This window comes from Marinicrinis sediminis (assembly GCF_042685085.1).
Classification (GTDB): Bacteria; Bacillota; Bacilli; order Paenibacillales; family KCTC-33676; genus Marinicrinis; species Marinicrinis sediminis.
Genome location: NZ_JBHUMM010000014.1, coordinates 28,425 through 46,757 on the forward strand (window position 1 = coordinate 28,425; position 18,333 = coordinate 46,757).

Genomic DNA, 18,333 nt, shown 5'->3' on the forward strand with positions numbered 1-18,333 from the left:
CATACCCCATTCCAAGGAGGAACTGTTAGCATGGTAGAATTCAAACAATACGAGCTCCCGACTTCCGGAGAGCGCATTACACTGGAAAATGGAACGATGAACGTACCGAATCACCCGATTGTGCCTTTTATCGAAGGAGATGGCACGGGTCCGGATATTTGGGCGAGTGCCCAGCGCGTATTGGACGCAGCAGTAGAGAAAGCGTACGGCGGTGAGAAGAAGATTGCCTGGTACGAAGTATTTGCCGGGGAGAAAGCGTACAATCAATTCGGAGAGTGGCTGCCTGCGGACACATTGACGGCCATCAAGGAATACCTGGTTGCTATCAAGGGACCACTGACCACCCCAATCGGCGGCGGCATCCGTTCCCTGAACGTGGCGTTGCGCCAGGAGCTTGACCTGTACAGCTGTGTACGCCCGGTTCGTTACTTCGATGGCGTCCCTTCCCCTGTCAAGCATCCGGAGCAAGTTGATATGGTCATTTTCCGTGAAAATACGGAAGACATTTATGCAGGGATTGAATATCAGGCGTTTTCCGATGAAGTGAAGAAAGTGATCGAATTCCTTCAGCAGGAGATGGGTGTGAACAAAATCCGTTTCCCTGAAACATCCGGAATTGGCATCAAGCCGGTATCCGCAGAAGGAACAAAGCGTCTTGTCAAAGCCGCGATCGATTATGCCATTCAGCATAACCGTAAAAGTGTGACCCTTGTACATAAAGGGAATATCATGAAGTTTACGGAAGGTGCATTTAAAAACTGGGGCTATGAGCTTGCCGAGCAGGAATATGCAGAGCAAACTTTCACATGGGGTCAATATGACCGCATCAAGGAAGAAAGCGGCGAAGAAGCAGCCAACAAAGCACAGGAAGAAGCGTTGGCATCTGGTAAAATCCTGATTAAGGACGCCATTGCAGACATCGCCCTTCAGCAGGTGCTGACTCGTCCGAACGAATTCGATGTCATTGCAACCCTGAACCTGAACGGGGACTATCTGTCCGATGCACTGGCTGCGCAGGTAGGTGGAATCGGGATTGCGCCGGGAGCGAACATCAACTACCAGACCGGACATGCCATTTTCGAAGCCACGCATGGCACAGCGCCTAAATATGCGGGCAAGGATGTCGTAAATCCGGGCTCGGTGATTTTGTCTGGTGTCCTGATGCTGGAGCACCTGGGCTGGACAGAAGCAGCAGAACTGGTCTACAAAGGTCTGGAAGCCTCTATCAGCAACAAGACCGTGACGTATGACTTTGCACGTCTGATGGACGGTGCAACCCAAGTAAAATGTTCGGAGTTCGGCAGCGAAATCATCAAAAACATGGGATAGGAGATGGATGGTACATGGCGATTCAGCGTAAAAAATTAGCGGTTGTTGGTGCCGGATTTACAGGCGCCACAACGGCTCTGATGTTGGCTCAAAAGGAACTGGGAGACGTTGTTCTGATCGACATTCCTCAACTTGAGAACCCAACCAGAGGGAAAGCCCTCGATATGCTTGAAGCCAGTCCGGTCCAAGGATTCGATTCCCAAATTACAGGAACGTCCAGCTATGAAGACGCAGAAGGCGCTGATGTTGTGATCATTACGGCCGGAATTGCCCGCAAGCCGGGAATGAGCCGCGATGATTTGGTGAATACCAACGCAGGCATCATGCGTTCAGTCTGTGACAATGTGAAGAAATATTGCCCGAATTCGTATGTGATCATCCTCAGCAATCCGGTCGATGCGATGACCTATGTGGCCTATCAGGCGCTCGGCTTTCCAAAAAACCGGGTGATTGGTCAATCCGGTGTACTGGATACCGCTAGATACTGCACTTTTATCAGTCAGGAGCTGAACGTATCGGTGGAAGATGTGCGCGGCTTTGTCCTGGGCGGGCATGGTGACGACATGGTTCCTCTTGTCCGTTACACGAACGTAGCCGGCATCCCGATTGAGAAGCTAATTTCCAGTGAACGAATTGAAGCCATCGTTCAGCGTACGCGCACAGGCGGTGGGGAAATTGTCAATTTGCTCGGAAACGGAAGCGCCTATTACGCTCCGGCAGCTTCCCTCGTTCAGATGACCGAAGCGATTGTGAAAGACAAGAAACGAGTGCTGCCTGCTATTGCCCTGCTTGAAGGGGAATACGGCTATGATGGCCTGTTCATGGGCGTGCCGACGATCCTGGGCGGAGACGGGATTGAGAAAGTGATCGAACTGGATCTGCTGGAGGATGAGAAAGCGGCGCTTGAGAAATCTGCCGATTCTGTGCGCAATGTGATCCAGATTGTGAACGAAGGCTGATTTGAAATCGAAAGCAAAGCCACGTACAGCAAGGTAAAACAAGGGAAGCGCAACAAGAGTACCTCCGACCAGTCAAATGGCGGGAGGTACTCTTTTTATACTGCTTTGCTTGTACAGCGAAGGGATACCCTTTATACTTGATAATGGTAAGTGTATCCTGACAGGATTCCAATTGAGAAAGGGGTTAGAAACATGTATGATACCGCGTTATGGCTGCACATTGTAACAGGTTATGTGTTGTTTGCCTATGTCCTGATTCCGGTGCTTATTCCACGAGCAGCCAAGAACAGTGCGACAGCAGGCGTGTTGGTTACCGCAAACCGGATCACCCAGTACCTGTTGATTATCGGGTTCCTGACTGGGGGATATATGGTGAGCAAGGCTGGTTATTCCACCTTGTGGATCGTCGTAGCCATCGTGCTGCTGCTGATCATGTTTGCGATGGGCGGCATGGTGACAAAGCCGCTGAAGAAGCTGGCTCAAGGTGACAGATCGGTGATCAACAAAGCCATGATCTTCAGTATCGTGTTCTTTGTCGCATACTTGGGCATGATGGCCATCATGAGCGCACCGCAGATGCTGGCTTAATCGTAGGTGGGGCCTGCGTCTGGATAGGTGCGAGACAATTCATCCAACGTTTTCTGAAAACTGGGTGCCAGGTGAGTGAGGAAATAATTCACTTCAGGCATATCCAGTTTTTTTATTTGCTGCTCAATCTGCTCCCCCGCCATCTTGAATTCCGTGTTGCCCGCTGAAATTTCACTGGCGCACTTCAGATAGGCATCCAGCAAATCGGCGGCTTTGACATACTGATACAGTTCAGGGTCTGATTCCGCTCCGAATATGAGCGGGTGGTAGCTTCGCTGCAGTTCTGGAGGCAGCATTTCCAGCAAGCGTTGAGCGGCCAGCTCTTCAATTTGTCTGAAGTTGCGCAGCAGATGTTCATTATGATGCTTCACAGGTGTGGGAATATCGCCTGTGAAAATTTCAGTCGCATCGTGAAACAAGGCCATGGATACCGCTTTTTCAATCGAAATTTCGCGATCATATTTCTCAATGGCAATGTGACAGAGTGCGTGGGTAAGCACGGCTACGTGATATGAATGCTCCGCGACATTTTCCTCCACAACATTACGCATCAGACTCCAGCGGCGAATATGGCGAAGTCGGTATAAATAGGCGAAAAAATCAGATTCCATCGTCTTTTCCTCCCCGGTCATGGGCTACAGCGCCAATCAGACTCTCTCTCATGATGACCTGAATGGAAAGCGGATGTCAAGAAGAGGGAAGTCATGAACAGGTTTATATGCCTTTCAGGATCAGCCAGATTCCCAGCACCAACTGCTGAAAGGCGATGGGAACGTTGAGAGTGAGGTATGGTGTATCCAGTCCGATGAAGTCGGCCATAAACAGCAAGCTGGCCAAAAGGGACAGGGCACAGCCGACGAGTCCCCATATGGACAACCAGCGCGGCACCTGTCGCGTTCGGTACAGGAGCCAGTTGAGCAACAGCAGGGCCGCCACAAACGTCAAGGTTGTCGCGACATGATTGATCAAATCCCGTGCTGTCTGCAACACTTCACCGAGGGTCTGAAAATACGCCAGATCGGGTATGTCAGTGCTATGAAATGTTTGACTCAGTGTCAGCAGCAACAGCAATACAATGACGCCTGCCAGTATACATACACCTGCCATTATACCGCAAGCCACAGCAGCCAGGCTCAACCCTTTGTAGGCTCGGCTGAATATCGGATAGAGACAGACGGGAATCCCTGCATAAGGTAAGATCATCATGAACTGAAAGAACGCGCCCGTCATCACTTGCCTCTCCTGACCAGCCGCCCTGGACAGATAATCCGCGCTATCAATCACCGGTACCACACTCCCGATGCCTGCTGCCATCCCGGCCAACAATAACCACCCCGCCACTGCGGCAAGCCTTTTGGCTCCACTTGCATCCTCCATCATCATGTAAAACTCCTCCTTGCCAGATATTCGTATTTCTACGTTTGAATCATATATATCACATCCCCATTTGAACAGGCAGATACCAAAGTAGGGGTGGAGGCAGGTAACCTTTCTGAATTTCAATTCGTCTACCTTACATGGATTCGCAATTCCCCGATCAAGGGTAAGGAAGGCTGGAGGGAAGTTCGATGAAAACAATGAAAAAAAGTTACTTGCCCGAACTCCACTGGGTACGGGCCGTGGCGATTGTGGCTGTCCTGCTTGTGCACAGCACGTCGCAAACCATTGTTCTGCTCGACAAACAAAGCCTGCTATATCCACTGTATAATGCCAGCAATATTCTGTTTCGAATCGGAACGACGACGTTCCTGTTTCTCAGTGCATTCGTCCTGTTCTACAGTTATTCCGGGCAACAGATCAGTAAACAGCGCATCCGAACGTTCTATGCAAGGAGAGGGAAATACATCCTCGTTCCCTATGTGCTTTTTTCCATGGCGTATTATGCCTTAATCCTATTGTTTGTGGTGGATGTGCAAGATCCGCTACAGACGGGCATCGTGTTTATGAAGAAGCTGTTCACGGGCAAGGCGTATGCCCATCTATATTTCGTCTTCATTAATTTGCAGTTTTACTTGATGTTTCCGTTCATTCTGTGGCTCGTCCAGCGCAGGCCGGGATGGAGCGTGCATTTGTGGTGGGTGGGATTGCTTGTGCAATGGGCTTTTTATTTTCTGAATCATCATTATTTCCACATTGTATATAAAGGCAGCCTCTCACTGACCTACATGTCCTATTATCTGATCGGAGCCTTTGCCGGACTTCATCTGGATACGTTTCGCAGATGGTTGAGTCAGGCGCAGGGATGGCTGTGGGGTGCCTGGGCCGCTGCAGGCTTTGCACATGTCTGGATTTACCACCAATACCGGGTGGAAGGCCAGGCAGCGCCCATGTTGGCGTTTGAGGCGGCCTGGAACAGCTACACCTTGCTGACGGCGTTGCTGCTCTTTCGCCTTTGCTTTCGGGTATATCCGAGACTGACTGAGGGCGTGAAAAAATGGGTACAGCATCTGAGTGCCTGCTCCTTCGGTATCTACCTGCTTCATCCCATGATCCTGCTCGCTTATCGGGAATTCGTACAGCCTGGCCACATTCTGCTGTATCACGGGAGTATCCTGATTGGCTTTTTGCTGGCGGGACTTGGTTCCTGGCTGATCGTAACGCTGTCGTTCCGCTATTTGCGCGTTTCCTGGATGTTATTTGGCAACGGTCCCGCAGATGACGGGGCAGCGAAGCAACGAAACCCGGTGTGGTCCAAGTCAGAGAGCATATGAAGCCTACCGGTTTTGTGATAAGATGGGAGTAGATTTTTTGTAGAGAGAGGGGAAGCTTTTCTATGCAGCAATTTCAAGAAAGTGTATATGATTTAATCGTACAAACCTCTACCGTATTGCCCGCAGATGTGCGCAGGGCGATTAACCGGGCCAAAGAAAAAGAAAATGCCGGAACGCGCGCAGCCCTGGCTGTCTCTACGATTTCGGACAACATTACGATGGCGGAAGAACAGCTGTCTCCCATCTGTCAGGATACCGGGATGCCGACTTTTATTATTCATTGTCCCGCAGGAGCCAACCAGCTGGAGATGACCCGGCAGATTCAAGCGGCGATTGTGCAGGCTACAAAGGATGGCAAGCTTCGTCCCAACGCCGTGGATTCCATCACAGGAACCAATAGCGGGGACAATCTGGGAGAAGGGACACCCGTCATCCATTATGAGCAATGGGAGCGGGAAGAGATCGAAATCAAGCTGATCCTGAAAGGGGGAGGCTGTGAAAATAAAAATATTCAATACAGTTTGCCAGCTGAGCTCGAAGGTCTTGGCAAGGCAGGTCGCGACCTGGACGGCATCCGCAAATGCATTTTGCATGCGGTGTATCAGGCACAGGGACAAGGTTGTGGCGCCGGCTTTATCGGAGTGGGCATCGGGGGAGACCGGACGACCGGCTATGAGCTGGCCAAGAAACAGCTGTTTCGCAAGGTCGATGACGTGAACCCTCATCCCGATTTGCAGAAGCTGGAGGACTACGTGATGGAAACCGCGGATCAGCTGGGCATTGGTACCATGGGATTTGGCGGAGAATCCACGCTGCTCGGCTGCAAGATCGGAGCCATGCACCGTCTGCCGGCAAGCTTCTTCGTATCGGTTGCTTACAATTGCTGGGCATACCGCAGACAGGGAGTCACACTGGATGCGAAAACCGGGGCCATACAGGAATGGCTGTATGAGCAGGGTACGGCACAGAAGATGACAGATCCGGAGATGAATGACGTCCATGAGCCGGACACCGAACAGCGCAGAGAATTCAAGTTGCAGACCCCGCTGTCTGAAGAAGATGTGCGTCAGCTCAAGGTGGGAGATGTGGTCCTGCTAAGCGGCCCGATGTATACCGGAAGAGACGCACTTCACAAATACCTGGTCGATCATGATGCGCCAGTAGATCTCAACGGGTCAGTGATTTACCATTGTGGACCGGTCATGATGCAGGAAGATGACAAATGGATCGTCAAAGCTGCAGGTCCGACAACGAGCATTCGGGAAGAACCGTATCAGGGAGAGATCATGAAAAAATTCGGCATCCGTGCAGTCATCGGCAAGGGGGGAATGGGGCCCAAGACGCTCGCAGCCCTTCAGGAGCACGGGGGTGTCTATCTGAATGCCATCGGGGGTGCCGCCCAGTATTATGCCAAGACGATTCAGGGCGTGCATGGGGTGGATTTCATGGAATTCGGCATTCCGGAAGCGATGTGGCATCTGGAAGTGGAAGGCTTTGCAGCAATCGTGACGATGGATGCGCACGGGAACAGCCTGCATGCAGAGGTCGAGAAGGATTCGCTTGCGCGACTCGCCAAGTTTAAGGACCCTGTATTTTAAGATCAGAGATTTGGGTTGACACGTTCAAAATTGCCGCGTTCTGAATGACCAGGCTCAGAAAGTCTGGTCCGTGTTCAAAACAAGAAGGAACCGGTTTGAAATCATAAGGCGACACATTTATGCGTATAGAAATGGGTGGAAGTGTGAGGAAGCAGGGACCTCATTCATGGCACAAATGGCATGACAGTCAGAAGCGGCTTCATCGCTGGTTGGATCGATATATGATATACGTAACCCCATCAGCCTTGCTGGTGGGACTTCTTTTTAGTCATCTGCTGGCGGACCGTGCAGGGCTGGTCCCGCTGTTTTTCGCTTGTGTGACCTTTGTGATGGGAACGGGCGTGAAATGGCAGCATTTTGCCGTACTGCGATCACAATGGGTTCTGCTGCTGTGGCTGTATGGCGTCCTTCATCTCCTCATGCCCCTCATCGTCTGGCTGCTTGGCGGATGGTTGCTGGACGACCCGGATTTGATTGCGGGTTATGTCCTCTTCACCGCGATTCCGATTGGCATTTCGGCGGTGGTATGGATAGGTGTCATGCGAGGCAATGTGGCGGCTGCCCTCAGTATGATCGTGATCGATACGATGCTGAGCCCGCTTACCGTACCGGTGACCCTCCTGGTGTTGACCGGGGAACATGCAGCCCTACAAGGAACAAAAATGATGCTCAATCTGCTGCTGATGGTCGGATTGCCGACGGCTGCAGGAATGGGGGTCGGCAGATGGGCGGCTTCAACTGCCCCCGGCGCCCGCTGGATCGAAGCGGCGTTGCCCACCCTCGGCACGGTCTCCAAATTCTCCTTCCTGATCGTCCTTGTGCTGAACAGTGCCTATGTCGCCCCGAAATTGTCCGCGATGGAGGAGGATCTATGGCTGATCATTCCCGTCTTCTCTATCGGCGTTGTCCTGCTTGGCTATGCGGCAGGCTGGCTGCTGGAAAAGCTCTATGTCTATATTGCACCGGGAACAGCGGGGGAAGGACAGCAAGCCAGTCGCCATGATCTGATCTTCTTGAGCGGTCTGCGCAATGTATCTCTGGGATTGGTCATTGCTGCGCAATTTTTGCCGCCACTTGCCGCGATTCCGGTTGTGCTGTCCATTTTGCTGCAGCAGCCTGTCGCTTCGATCGTGCAGAGATGGCGGGTGAGAAGCTGAATTTACAAAAACTTAACTGGCGGCAGCAAAGGGAAACCAGTTAACATTAATTGTGCATGCATCTTCACAATATCTTTGGAATTCATTGGATGCTGTCAAGTGAAGTCAAGCGAAGCCTACAATCTGTAGTCTGTCACATGAATATGAGACGCGACTCATGCGGCTGGAGGATATACATAATGAGAAGATTTCGATATAAGCTGACCCTGATCTTTATGGTATTGATCGGTACCTCCGTGCTGGCAACGGGGCTGATTACCGCCAACAATATGAAGGATTCCCTGATCGAGTCACTGGAGAACAGCATGGAGCGGGAAATTCGGGTCATTACGGCGGCTACGCCATGGCCGGAGGATCGCAGTGAAGAGGAGAAAATGGCCTTTTTCTCTGATAAGGCAGAGCTGCTGAACCGGGTTAGCGGTGCGAGATTGACTTTCATGGATGCAGAAGGCGTGGTTCTGGGCGATTCGGACTATGAAGCCCGTGAGATGGACAATCATATCGGGCGCTCTGAGGTTCGGGAAGCGCTCCGTACGATGGAACGGGGTACCGCGATTCGCTACAGCCACACATTGAAGCAGGAAATGCTCTATTTGGCGATGCCTTATGTCGATGAGAACGGAGACTTGAAGGGGATCGTCCGCTTGTCGTTCAGTCTGGCGGAAGTGCTTAGTGAAGTGCGAACCATGTGGAATTACTACTTCCTGGGCCTGATCGTCCTGTTTATCTTGGCTGGTCTGATCAGCTATCCGATTGCCCGTAATCTGACTTTGCCGCTGGAGAAGATGATGAAGGTGGCCCAGCAGATTTCCCATATGAACTATGAGGCGCGAGTCCCTGTTCGCAGCAAGGATGAGGTCGGGCGGCTGGGTACCGCGATCAATACGATGGCCGACAGTTTGCAGCAGCAGGTGCGGCGCATTTCAGACAATGAAGCGAAGCTTGCGACGGTGATGGAAAATATGATCAGTGGGGTTATCCTCATTGATGAAGATGGTCATTTTGCTGTTCTGAACCGGTCTGCTGAAGAGATACTTGGTTATTCTCTCAAGGAACTGAAGGACAGACCTTATTATCAATCGAATTTGCAAAAAGAGCTCACGGACTGCATTGATGAAGGGATGGCACGCAAGGAACGCATTCGGGAGGAGCTGGTCTTCTATTATCCAATGGAGCGCACCGTTGAGATGAGTCTGGTGCCGCTGACGACCGAGGATCATTTCTCCGGGGTGGTCGTGGTTCTGCATGATATTACCGATATTCGCAGACTGGAGAAAGTGCGCAGCGAATTTGTGGCCAACGTATCGCACGAGTTGAAAACACCGATTGCTGCTGTCAAAGGCTTCGCGGAAACACTGCTGTCGGGTGCACTTCATGATGAAGAAACGCTTAAATCCTTTTTGCAAATTATTTATGATGAAAGTGCACGACTGGATCGTCTGATTGCCGATATTCTGGAGCTGTCCAAGATTGAATCCAAACGGATTCCGCTTCATTTTTCTCCGGTTCATCTGCACAGTTTTTCAACGAAAATGATGAACATGCTATTGAAGTCCGCTGAGAAAAAGAACATTAGCCTGAATATGGACGTGGATGAGGACGTCTACCTTGAAGCGGATGAAGATCGATTAAGACAGATTCTGATCAATCTTATTTCCAATGGCATCAACTACACGCCGGACGGGGGAGAGGTCAAGCTCACCGTACAGCCGTTGTCTGTCAAAGGAAACCGCACGGAGGAAGAAAAGGTGCTGATCATCGTAGAGGATACAGGCATCGGCATCCCGAAGAAAGATATCCCGCGAATTTTTGAGCGCTTTTACCGAGTGGACAAGGCGAGATCTCGCGTCTCGGGCGGAACGGGCCTCGGCTTGTCCATCGTCAAACATCTGGTCGAGCTGCACAAGGGAACGATTCGCGTAGAGAGCGAGGTCGGCATCGGCAGCAAGATCATCATCGAGCTGCCCGTGATTCATTAGGAAGCCACGGGCCAGACATAACGGTTGATGTAATCTTTACAATCGCGTGATATGATAGAAGGAACATGTAAAATGCAACGATGGGGGGAATGCCCATGACAACGGCAAGGATTCTGGTCATAGAGGACGAGCCAACGCTGTCGAGATTGTTATCGTACAATCTGACACAGGAAGGGTATGAGATCAAGATCGTCGATGATGGCGGTGAGGGGTATCAGTTGGCGATGGACAACAGCTTTGATCTGATCATCCTGGACATTATGCTGCCGGGAATGAACGGTTTTGAAGTGCTCACCAAACTGAGACAGAAAGGCAATCGCACGCCTGTCGTGATCCTGACGGCCCGTAATGCCGAGGATGAGGTCGTGCAGGGCTTGCGACATGGTGCAGATGATTATATTACGAAGCCATTTGGCGTGGCGGAGCTGCTGGCCCGGGTATCAGCAGTGCTGCGTCGCACATCCATCTCAAGTAATGCAGCCCCGCTTGAAGTGGCGGAAACCGAACAGTCTATTGAAATGGGTGAACTGGTCATCTACCCGGAGAAGTATGAGGTCCATCTCGCCGGAAAGCCGATTACGCTCAGACCGAAGGAATTTGAAGTGCTGCTCTATCTCGTGCAGCGTCCCGGAGTGGTCATCACCCGTGATGATCTAATGAATGTCGTATGGGGATTTGATTACATTGGCGGCCAGCGAACAGTCGATGTTCACGTCAGTTCCCTTCGCAAAAAATTGGAAATGGGTCAGGAATCTGTTCAGATTGACTCCATTCGTGGCGTGGGCTACAAGCTCGTGATCAAATCACCCGCCAAATGAGCGGGCTAGTTAAACGAGACATAAAAGAGATCATGCATAAAAAAAATGCTCCCTAAGGTGACCAGGAGAGCATTTTTTTACGGAATTCATTGGGTGAACAATCATTGTATTTGCGAAAGCATTTGTAAAAATGAGCCATGTTCGGCATACTGATCATCTCTCCGATGGTCGACACACTGTAGTCCTTGGTAAGCAGTAAGTGCTCCGCTTTCTTGATTTTCTTGTAATTAACGTAATCGGTAAAGGACATGCCCACAGCCCGTTTGAAAAATTTGCAAAAGTAATAATAGCTCATGTTCGCAAGCTTGCACGCGTGCTCTACCTGAAGCTTCTCATGGAGATGCTGCTCCACGTAATCCAGCACAGGCTTGATCCGCTCAAATTCCGGATTGATCCGATCCCGCAGCAGACCGCGCTCATCGTTTCGAAGCATGGCGAGAATAATCTTCTGCACACAGACCGTCACCGCGATCTCATAGCCTCGTTTTTTGTCCTTGGATTCCTCATGAACCGTCTTCACACAATGGAAGACCTCGTCACGCACATCGGGGTGCTTGGAGAAAATATAATTGAACTGACTAAGGCGATTGCCAGCCTCTTCGAACAAATTATAAAATTGCATGATACTCTGGTCAAAAAATTGCTCCAGATCAAACTGCAGCACAATGTAACGCAAGCGAACGTCCCGGCAGCGATCCCGGTGAAGCTGATTGGACCCGATCAAGATCACGTCACCCTTGTTCAGAATATATTCCTCGTTTTCCACATTGACTTCCAGCTGTCCTTCCAGAATAGCCAGCACTTCGGTCTCCTTATGGATATGCCAATCGTTGTACTGATTCAAAATCCGTTTGACACTGAATACCTTTAAGCTGATCAACGGGTTCTCGTAGTTGATCTTCTCGGTGAGGATCATGCAATCAACTCCTTTCTATGACAAAATCACATAAAGGTTGAACATTTATGTGGATGTTTTTTTGTCGTTGTATTCATTATACTAAAAAGCGAAGGACTCGATCATAATTATAAGGAAAAAAGAAAAAAAGTAAATCAATCTGACGATGATGCCAACCGTTTACCGGTGATTTGACAGCATTTAACTGGCATGTATCGAATGAATGGAGGCGCATACAATGACAAAAAAGTTGAAGATCGGTATTATTGGCTGCGGCGGTATCGCGAACGGTAAGCATTTGCCGAGCCTGTCCAAGCTAGCGGAAGTTGAACTGGTGGCATTCTGTGATATTGAGATTGAGAAAGCACAGCGTGCAGCAGACAAATATGGTGCAGAAGGTGCAATGGTGACCGCAGACTATCAGGAAGTCATTGCAAATGAGCAAATCGAGGTCATTCACGTGCTGACGCCAAATGACTCTCATGCAGAGATTACGATCGCGGCTCTGGAAGCCGGCAAGCATGTCAACTGTGAAAAGCCAATGGCGAAGACCGCAGAGGCCGCACGTCGCATGTATGAAGCATCGTTGAAAAGCGACAAGAAGCTGACCATCAGCTATCAAAATCGCTTCCGTGCAGACAGCAAATACTTGAAGCAGGCCTGTGAAGATGGTGAGCTTGGAGAGATTTACTATGCCAAGGCACATGCCATTCGCCGCAGAGCGGTTCCGACCTGGGGGGTATTCCTGGATGAAGAGAAGCAGGGCGGTGGACCACTAATTGATATCGGGACACACGCGCTGGATCTGACCCTCTATATGATGAACAACTATGAGCCGGAAGTCGTGCTGGGACAGGCTTTCCACAAGCTGTCTTCCCGTGAGAATGCTGCGAATGCCTGGGGACCCTGGGACCCTGAAAAGTTCAAGGTGGAAGACTCTGCTGTCGGCATGATCAAGATGAAGAATGGAGCCATGATCGCGCTGGAAGCCTCTTGGGCACTGAACAATCTGGAAGTCGATGAGGCGAAATGCACGCTGTGCGGGACAGAAGGCGGCGCAGATATGAAGGATGGTCTTCGCATCAATGGCGAGAAATACGGCAAGCTGTTTACGAATCACATTGATACCAATATGGCCGGCGTCGCTTTTTATGACGGTGAGTCTGAGAGCGAAGCAGATGTAGAAATGAAAACATGGGTGCAGTGCATCCTGAATGATGAAGAGCCCGTGGTCAAGCCGAAGGAAGCTTTGGTCGTTTCTGAAATTCTCGAAGCGATCTATGAATCCGCGAAAACAGGCAAAGCTGTTTATTTTGACTAATTTCTTTCGACGGACGTGAAAGACCGTCCGTTCGATATTTTCGATAAGTTATCCCCTTTTTGATGTTTATTTGCTGTAGGCCAGGACACGCCGTGTCCTGGTCATTTTTCTGTTTGCCCAGTGGATAATGAAAAAAAGCTGTATGATATTTCCTTGAAAGATGCCCAAAAGCATGGTAATATTTCCAATAATCGATCAACCTTAATCTGGTATACTAGAATAATCTCATAGCAGACAGGAGGTATCTTAATGAACCGGGGAATTTCCCCACCATGTGCAAACGTTTGTACGAATGCAGGTGATCTCTCCCGTGAGGAGCATCTCTCGCCTGTGGTTTACGTCCATTTTGTATGCGCTTAATATTCTGAATTTTCAAACAATGTGAAAAAGAGAGGTCATGCCGTTGCCTACTTCAAGCCATGAATCACACAGGGAGTTGTATGCTCTAACGCATCCTCAAAAACGCATCATGCGCAATGAACAGATTCATCCAGGCACACCCATCCATAATATTGGCGGTTCCATTCATATTCACGGGCCGGTTGATTTTGGCTTGCTGAGAGAAGCGATTACGCGATTTGTTAATCGACATGAGGCATTCTGGCTGCGGTTTACGGAAGAGCAAGGGGAATATCTTCAATACGTGCACAGAGAGGATGCCATTGCCATTCCACTCCATGATTTCTCCGGAAGTGAGCACCCGTTTGACGCTTTTCGGGCATGGGAGCAGCAGAAGGCGGAGACGCCTTTTCCACTGAACGAGGCGGTCCTGTTTGATTTTGCCATGTTTTGCATCTGTCCTGAACGAAGCGGTTACTTCGTTCGACTGCATCATGCCATTGCAGACGGTTGGTCCATTCAACTGATGACCAGCCAGATCGTGGAGCTCTATGAAGAGGTGGAAAGGGGAATGGAGCCATCGGCGGAGGCGTACCCGTCCTATTTGTCTTTTCTGCAGCTGGAATCGCAGTATTTGCAGTCCAGAAGATGCGCCAAGAACAGACAATACTGGATGGATCAATTTCAGCAACTGCCAGACAGCTTTCTTAGCTCGGGCTCCAACCGGACAAACGGGAAAAAAAGGACATTCGTCTTCGATACGACAGCGTCTAATCGGATTCAAGCCTATGCCGAGTCCCGGGGGATTTCCCTGAATACGTTTTTTGTGTCCGTCATGCTGTTGTATCTGTACAAGACGACACATGGGGATGATCTGATTATAGGCACACCAGTTCTGAATCGTTCCGGTCGGGAGGAGCGCCGAATCTTCGGCATGTTTACAAGTACCATGCCCTTCCGCATGAAAATCGGTTCATCCGAAAAGGTGCATGTGTTCGTGCAACAGGTGCATGAGAGACTGGTTTCAGGTTTCTTCCATCAACGGTATCCGTATGATCGACTGGTTCAGGATCTAGCATTAAGAAAAAAGGGGTACAGCCAACTGTTTCAAGCTTCGGTCAATACCTATCATACCAAGTTGCGCACATCGCTGAAGGGATGGCGCATAGAAAACGAGGAATTTTATAACGGGCATCAGTTTGAAGCGCTGCAGTGGATTATCAAGGAATGGTCTGCGACAGAGAACGTGCAGCTGGATATCTTGTATCGGGCTGATGACTATACGGATCTGCAAATTGAACAGATGTACCGCTGGATATCCCGGCTCAGTGAGCAATTGCTGGAGGCGACAGCGGATACGACGATTCAGTCCCTTACTCTTCTGGATGCCAGAGAGGAGCAGTTACTGCTTCATGACTGGAATGACACCGAGGCGCCATACCCGCAGGACAGAACGATGGTCGAGATGTTCGAGGAACAGGTCGCACGTTCTCCACACAGTACAGCCCTCGTATATAAAGAGACAACCTGTAGCTATCAGGAGCTGAATGAACAGGCGAACCGAATTGCGCATGGACTTCGGGCACGCGGTGCAGGACCTGAGACGGTAGTCGGACTGATGTGTGAACGGTCACTGGAAATGATGGTGGGACTGATGGGCATTTTGAAGGCAGGGAGCGCCTATCTGCCAATTGATCCGAGCTGGCCTGAAGAACGATTGACGTACATGATTCAGGACAGCGGGATGAAGCTGCTGCTTACGACCTCTTGGCAACGGAACGGAAGGAGTCTGCTGGATGCCTTTTCAGGTGAAGTGCTCGAGATGGACAGTTCGGTATGGGAAGCCTGCAAGACCATCAATCCGGAACCCGTCTTGCACCCTGAGCATCTTGCCTATATCCTCTATACCTCCGGATCGACAGGCAAGCCCAAGGGGGTGATGGTCGAGCACAGAGCTGTCGTGAACCGCATTCACTGGATGCAGCAGCAATATCCGTTGCAGGAAACAGATGTCCTGCTGCAAAAAACCCCCATCACTTTTGACGTCTCCGTATGGGAGCTGTTCTGGTGGTCCTGGTACGGCGCAAAGCTCTGCATCCTCGAGCCGGGCGCAGAAAAGGAACCGGAAAAGCTGACGCAAACGATAGCGAGACAGCAGGTTTCCGTCCTGCATTTTGTCCCCTCCATGCTTCGTGTCTTTATCCAGTGGCTGCAACATCAGCCAGACGGGCGGGATCGGCTCCACTCAGTGAGGCAGTTGTTTACAAGTGGTGAAGCCTTGAAGGGGAGCGATGTGCAGGAGGTTCATCACTGGCTGGGACCCCGTACCTCATTGACGAATCTGTACGGTCCGACGGAGGCCACGATTGATGTGTCTTATTTTGACTGTACGGCTCCCGGGTTGGAGCAAGTACCGATCGGCAAACCGATCTACAATACGCAGCTTTACGTGCTGGACCCGCAACAGCGTCCGGTGCCCGTCGGGGTTGCCGGGGAATTGTATATTGGTGGCGTCGGACTGGCCAGAGGTTACGTCAATCAGGCCGACTTGACGACAGAGAGATTTATTTCCCATCCCTTCCATTCGGGAGAGCGACTATACCGTACCGGGGATTTGGCGGCATGGATGCCAGATGGCAATCTGGCCTACCTGGGGAGAACCGATCATCAAGTGAAGATTCGGGGATACCGGATTGAACTGGGTGAAATTGAAAAGACCGTCCTTCAGCATCCCCACGTTCACGAAGTCATTGTCGTGGATCGGGTGCAGGCTAACGGTCAGACCGTCCTTTGCTGTTACTTCGTGGCTTCTTTCGAGCTGGCGTGGACAGAGATGCGGACTTTTTTGTCCGGCAAGCTGCCGGCCTATATGGTTCCAGCGCATTTCGTTCAACTGGATGCGCTTCCGCTGACACCAAGCGGAAAAGTGGATCGCAAATCACTGCCTGAACCGGCCGTTTCCACGCAGACGGGGCCCGATGATGAACGCGAACTGGATGAAGTGGAGCAGCTGTTGCTGCAATGGATGGAGGAGGTGTTGCAGGTGAAAGGCATCTCCAGTCAGGCTCATTTTTATCAGCTCGGCGGAGATTCCATCAAGGCCATCCAGTTATCTGCGAAATTGCATGAAGCCGGTTATATGATTTCGGTACAGGATATACTGGCGCATCCGGTACTGGAGGATATGGCCAGATACGTGCGTGTCACGGAGGCGAATGCGACCTCAGATGAAGATCATGAAGAGAGACCTGTTCGATTCACGCCAATCATGACATGGTTCTTCAATCAGGCGCTACCCAACCCTCATTACTTCCATCAGTCCATTCTGCTGGATCTGAAGCAGCGCTGGAAGCGGGAAGAACTGGAGCAGATCTTGACTGCGCTGATTGAGCACCACGGCGTGTTGCGGTTGCGGCTGGATGTCCAGGGCCATTCCCTCGTCTATGAGACCTCACCTGCCCGATCGACTGCGTCTCTCACCGTTATCGATCTTGGAGAGATGACAGCTGACGAACAGCGTCAACAGGTGGACGAGCAGGGCCGGAAAGTCAAGGAACAGATTCATCTGGAGAGAGGTCCGTTATTCCAAGGCTGTCTGTTTGACCGTGGAGCAGAAGGTCAATCCCTGCTGCTCGTAGCGCATCACCTCATTATAGACGGGGTGTCATGGCGGATCATTCTGGAAGACCTGTGCACGATGTTTGAACAAATTCAAGGCCAGAAACCGATTCAATTGCCCTTCAAGACGGCTTCTTATCAGACCTATGCCGAGCATCTGCATGCGTATGGAGAGCAGGGGCTGCATGAGGAACAGGCGTATTGGGAGCAGGCAGCCGCAGCGGCGGCCAGTGCCAGTTTGCCGATTGATCGAGATCGAGCCCCAGCCGACATTCAGTCACCGGGAACCCTGCTTCGTACATGGTGTTCCGAAGTAACCATCCCGCTGTTGCATGAGGCCCAGCAGGCCTATGGTACGCAGGTGAATGAGCTATTGATGATGGCACTCGTACTGTCCCTGCAGGCCGCATCCGATGATCGTACCGTTGTGCTGGAATTGGAGGGACATGGGCGCGAGGACGTGCTACCGCTCAATATTTCGAGAACAGTCGGCTGGTTTACCAGCCTGTTCCCGGTTTGTTTTGAGGTGCCGGCAGGTGGACTGCCTGAGCAGATCAAGTCGCTCAAGGAGCAAATTCGCGGCATTCCGAATAAAGGAATCGGCTATGGCCTGCTGAGAGACAACGTCTCCGCAATCGGGGAGCAGGCAGAGACCAGACTGGTTCGCCTGAATTACCTGGGGCAGCTGGATCGGGAATGGGAGACCGACTGGTTTTCTTTCTCGACAGAGGCTACAGGGCCGGACTCGGACCCGCTGAATCCGATCACAGCGCGTTTGGAGATCAATGCCTGGATTGTGAGCGAACAGTTGCATGTGGCTTTTCATTTCAATCGGCATGAAATGAAAGAGGAACAGGTGAGGGAAATGGCAGCCCGATATGAGCATCAATTGCTCGAATTGATTACGCATTGCTGCGGGAGAGAAGAAGTGATGTATACACCTTCCGACTTTTCAGCGGCAACCTTGTCTCAGGATGAACTGGATGATTTGTTTGAATGAGGCTGCTTGGTCTCGAAGGAA

General features: G+C 50.9%; 13 protein-coding genes. 10 read left to right on the plus strand and 3 right to left on the minus strand.

Translation table 11 applies throughout. From position 1 onward, the window contains the following. Positions 1-30: 30 nt before the first annotated feature. From icd to ACFSUC_RS08525, 3 genes are all read left to right on the plus strand, one after another. Positions 31-1,329, plus strand: coding sequence for an NADP-dependent isocitrate dehydrogenase (icd, locus tag ACFSUC_RS08515; RefSeq protein WP_379929122.1), 1,299 nt, complete (start codon positions 31-33; stop codon positions 1,327-1,329). 14 nt (positions 1,330-1,343) lie between these two features. Beyond that, the gene (mdh, locus tag ACFSUC_RS08520) at positions 1,344-2,288 is read left to right on the plus strand and encodes a malate dehydrogenase (protein WP_379929123.1); all 945 of its coding nucleotides are present in this window, start codon (positions 1,344-1,346) and stop codon (positions 2,286-2,288) included. A 192-nt stretch (positions 2,289-2,480) separates the two neighbouring features. Beyond that, positions 2,481-2,876: a hypothetical protein gene (locus ACFSUC_RS08525; RefSeq protein ID WP_379929124.1), complete on the plus strand. Its 396-nt coding sequence runs from the start codon at positions 2,481-2,483 to the stop codon at positions 2,874-2,876. Here ACFSUC_RS08525 and yfbR read toward each other — a convergent pair. Next, on the minus strand, positions 2,873-3,487 hold the full coding sequence (gene yfbR, locus ACFSUC_RS08530) for a 5'-deoxynucleotidase (protein WP_379929125.1): 615 nt from the start codon (positions 3,485-3,487) through the stop codon (positions 2,873-2,875). The two genes, ACFSUC_RS08525 and yfbR, sit on opposite strands and share 4 nt — an antisense overlap. 103 nt (positions 3,488-3,590) lie before the next feature. After that, positions 3,591-4,259 (minus strand): DUF4386 domain-containing protein, encoded by a 669-nt coding sequence (locus tag ACFSUC_RS08535; RefSeq protein ID WP_379929126.1) that lies wholly within the window; start codon positions 4,257-4,259, stop codon positions 3,591-3,593. A gap of 185 nt (positions 4,260-4,444) precedes the next feature. Between ACFSUC_RS08535 and ACFSUC_RS08540 the strand changes: the two genes are divergently transcribed. The 5 genes from ACFSUC_RS08540 (at position 4,445) to ACFSUC_RS08560 (ending at position 11,139) form a co-directional block, all read left to right on the plus strand. Further along, a complete protein-coding gene (locus tag ACFSUC_RS08540; RefSeq protein ID WP_379929127.1) occupies positions 4,445-5,587 on the plus strand; it encodes an acyltransferase in 1,143 nt (380 codons plus the stop codon). 62 nt (positions 5,588-5,649) lie between these two features. Further along, positions 5,650-7,185 carry a fumarate hydratase gene (locus ACFSUC_RS08545; protein WP_379929128.1) on the plus strand — a complete coding sequence of 512 codons (1,536 nt, stop codon included), beginning with the start codon at positions 5,650-5,652 and terminating at the stop codon, positions 7,183-7,185. A 119-nt stretch (positions 7,186-7,304) separates the two neighbouring features. Next, on the plus strand, positions 7,305-8,342 hold the full coding sequence (locus tag ACFSUC_RS08550) for a bile acid:sodium symporter family protein (RefSeq protein ID WP_379929129.1): 1,038 nt from the start codon (positions 7,305-7,307) through the stop codon (positions 8,340-8,342). A gap of 179 nt (positions 8,343-8,521) precedes the next feature. Further along, positions 8,522-10,321, plus strand: a complete 1,800-nt coding sequence (gene pnpS / locus ACFSUC_RS08555; RefSeq protein WP_379929130.1) for a two-component system histidine kinase PnpS — start codon at positions 8,522-8,524, stop codon at positions 10,319-10,321. Between the two features lie 95 nt (positions 10,322-10,416). Next, on the plus strand, positions 10,417-11,139 hold the full coding sequence (locus ACFSUC_RS08560; protein WP_379929131.1) for a response regulator transcription factor: 723 nt from the start codon (positions 10,417-10,419) through the stop codon (positions 11,137-11,139). Positions 11,140-11,191: 52 nt separating this feature from the next. Here ACFSUC_RS08560 and ACFSUC_RS08565 read toward each other — a convergent pair whose 3' ends face one another. Beyond that, positions 11,192-12,055, minus strand: a complete 864-nt coding sequence (locus tag ACFSUC_RS08565; protein ID WP_379929132.1) for a helix-turn-helix domain-containing protein — start codon at positions 12,053-12,055, stop codon at positions 11,192-11,194. 217 nt (positions 12,056-12,272) lie between these two features. Here ACFSUC_RS08565 and ACFSUC_RS08570 point away from each other — a divergent pair, with 217 nt between their 5' ends. Both ACFSUC_RS08570 and ACFSUC_RS08575 read left to right on the plus strand, forming a co-directional pair. Further along, positions 12,273-13,355: a Gfo/Idh/MocA family protein gene (locus ACFSUC_RS08570; protein WP_379929133.1), complete on the plus strand. Its 1,083-nt coding sequence runs from the start codon at positions 12,273-12,275 to the stop codon at positions 13,353-13,355. A 403-nt stretch (positions 13,356-13,758) separates the two neighbouring features. Continuing rightward, positions 13,759-18,312, plus strand: a complete 4,554-nt coding sequence (locus tag ACFSUC_RS08575) for an amino acid adenylation domain-containing protein (RefSeq protein WP_379929134.1) — start codon at positions 13,759-13,761, stop codon at positions 18,310-18,312. Positions 18,313-18,333: the final 21 nt, after the last annotated feature.

Bases quoted from the DNA above. Each gene is read 5' to 3' on its own strand.
- icd (WP_379929122.1), top strand. From the start codon at position 31: ATGGTAGAATTCAAACAATACGAGCTCCCGACTTCCGGAGAGCGCATT.
- mdh (WP_379929123.1), top strand. From the start codon at position 1,344: ATGGCGATTCAGCGTAAAAAATTAGCGGTTGTTGGTGCCGGATTTACA.
- ACFSUC_RS08525 (WP_379929124.1), top strand. From the start codon at position 2,481: ATGTATGATACCGCGTTATGGCTGCACATTGTAACAGGTTATGTGTTG.
- yfbR (WP_379929125.1), bottom strand. From the start codon at position 3,487: ATGGAATCTGATTTTTTCGCCTATTTATACCGACTTCGCCATATTCGC.
- ACFSUC_RS08535 (WP_379929126.1), bottom strand. From the start codon at position 4,259: ATGATGATGGAGGATGCAAGTGGAGCCAAAAGGCTTGCCGCAGTGGCG.
- ACFSUC_RS08540 (WP_379929127.1), top strand. From the start codon at position 4,445: ATGAAAACAATGAAAAAAAGTTACTTGCCCGAACTCCACTGGGTACGG.
- ACFSUC_RS08545 (WP_379929128.1), top strand. From the start codon at position 5,650: ATGCAGCAATTTCAAGAAAGTGTATATGATTTAATCGTACAAACCTCT.
- ACFSUC_RS08550 (WP_379929129.1), top strand. From the start codon at position 7,305: ATGCGTATAGAAATGGGTGGAAGTGTGAGGAAGCAGGGACCTCATTCA.
- pnpS (WP_379929130.1), top strand. From the start codon at position 8,522: ATGAGAAGATTTCGATATAAGCTGACCCTGATCTTTATGGTATTGATC.
- ACFSUC_RS08560 (WP_379929131.1), top strand. From the start codon at position 10,417: ATGACAACGGCAAGGATTCTGGTCATAGAGGACGAGCCAACGCTGTCG.
- ACFSUC_RS08565 (WP_379929132.1), bottom strand. From the start codon at position 12,055: ATGATCCTCACCGAGAAGATCAACTACGAGAACCCGTTGATCAGCTTA.
- ACFSUC_RS08570 (WP_379929133.1), top strand. From the start codon at position 12,273: ATGACAAAAAAGTTGAAGATCGGTATTATTGGCTGCGGCGGTATCGCG.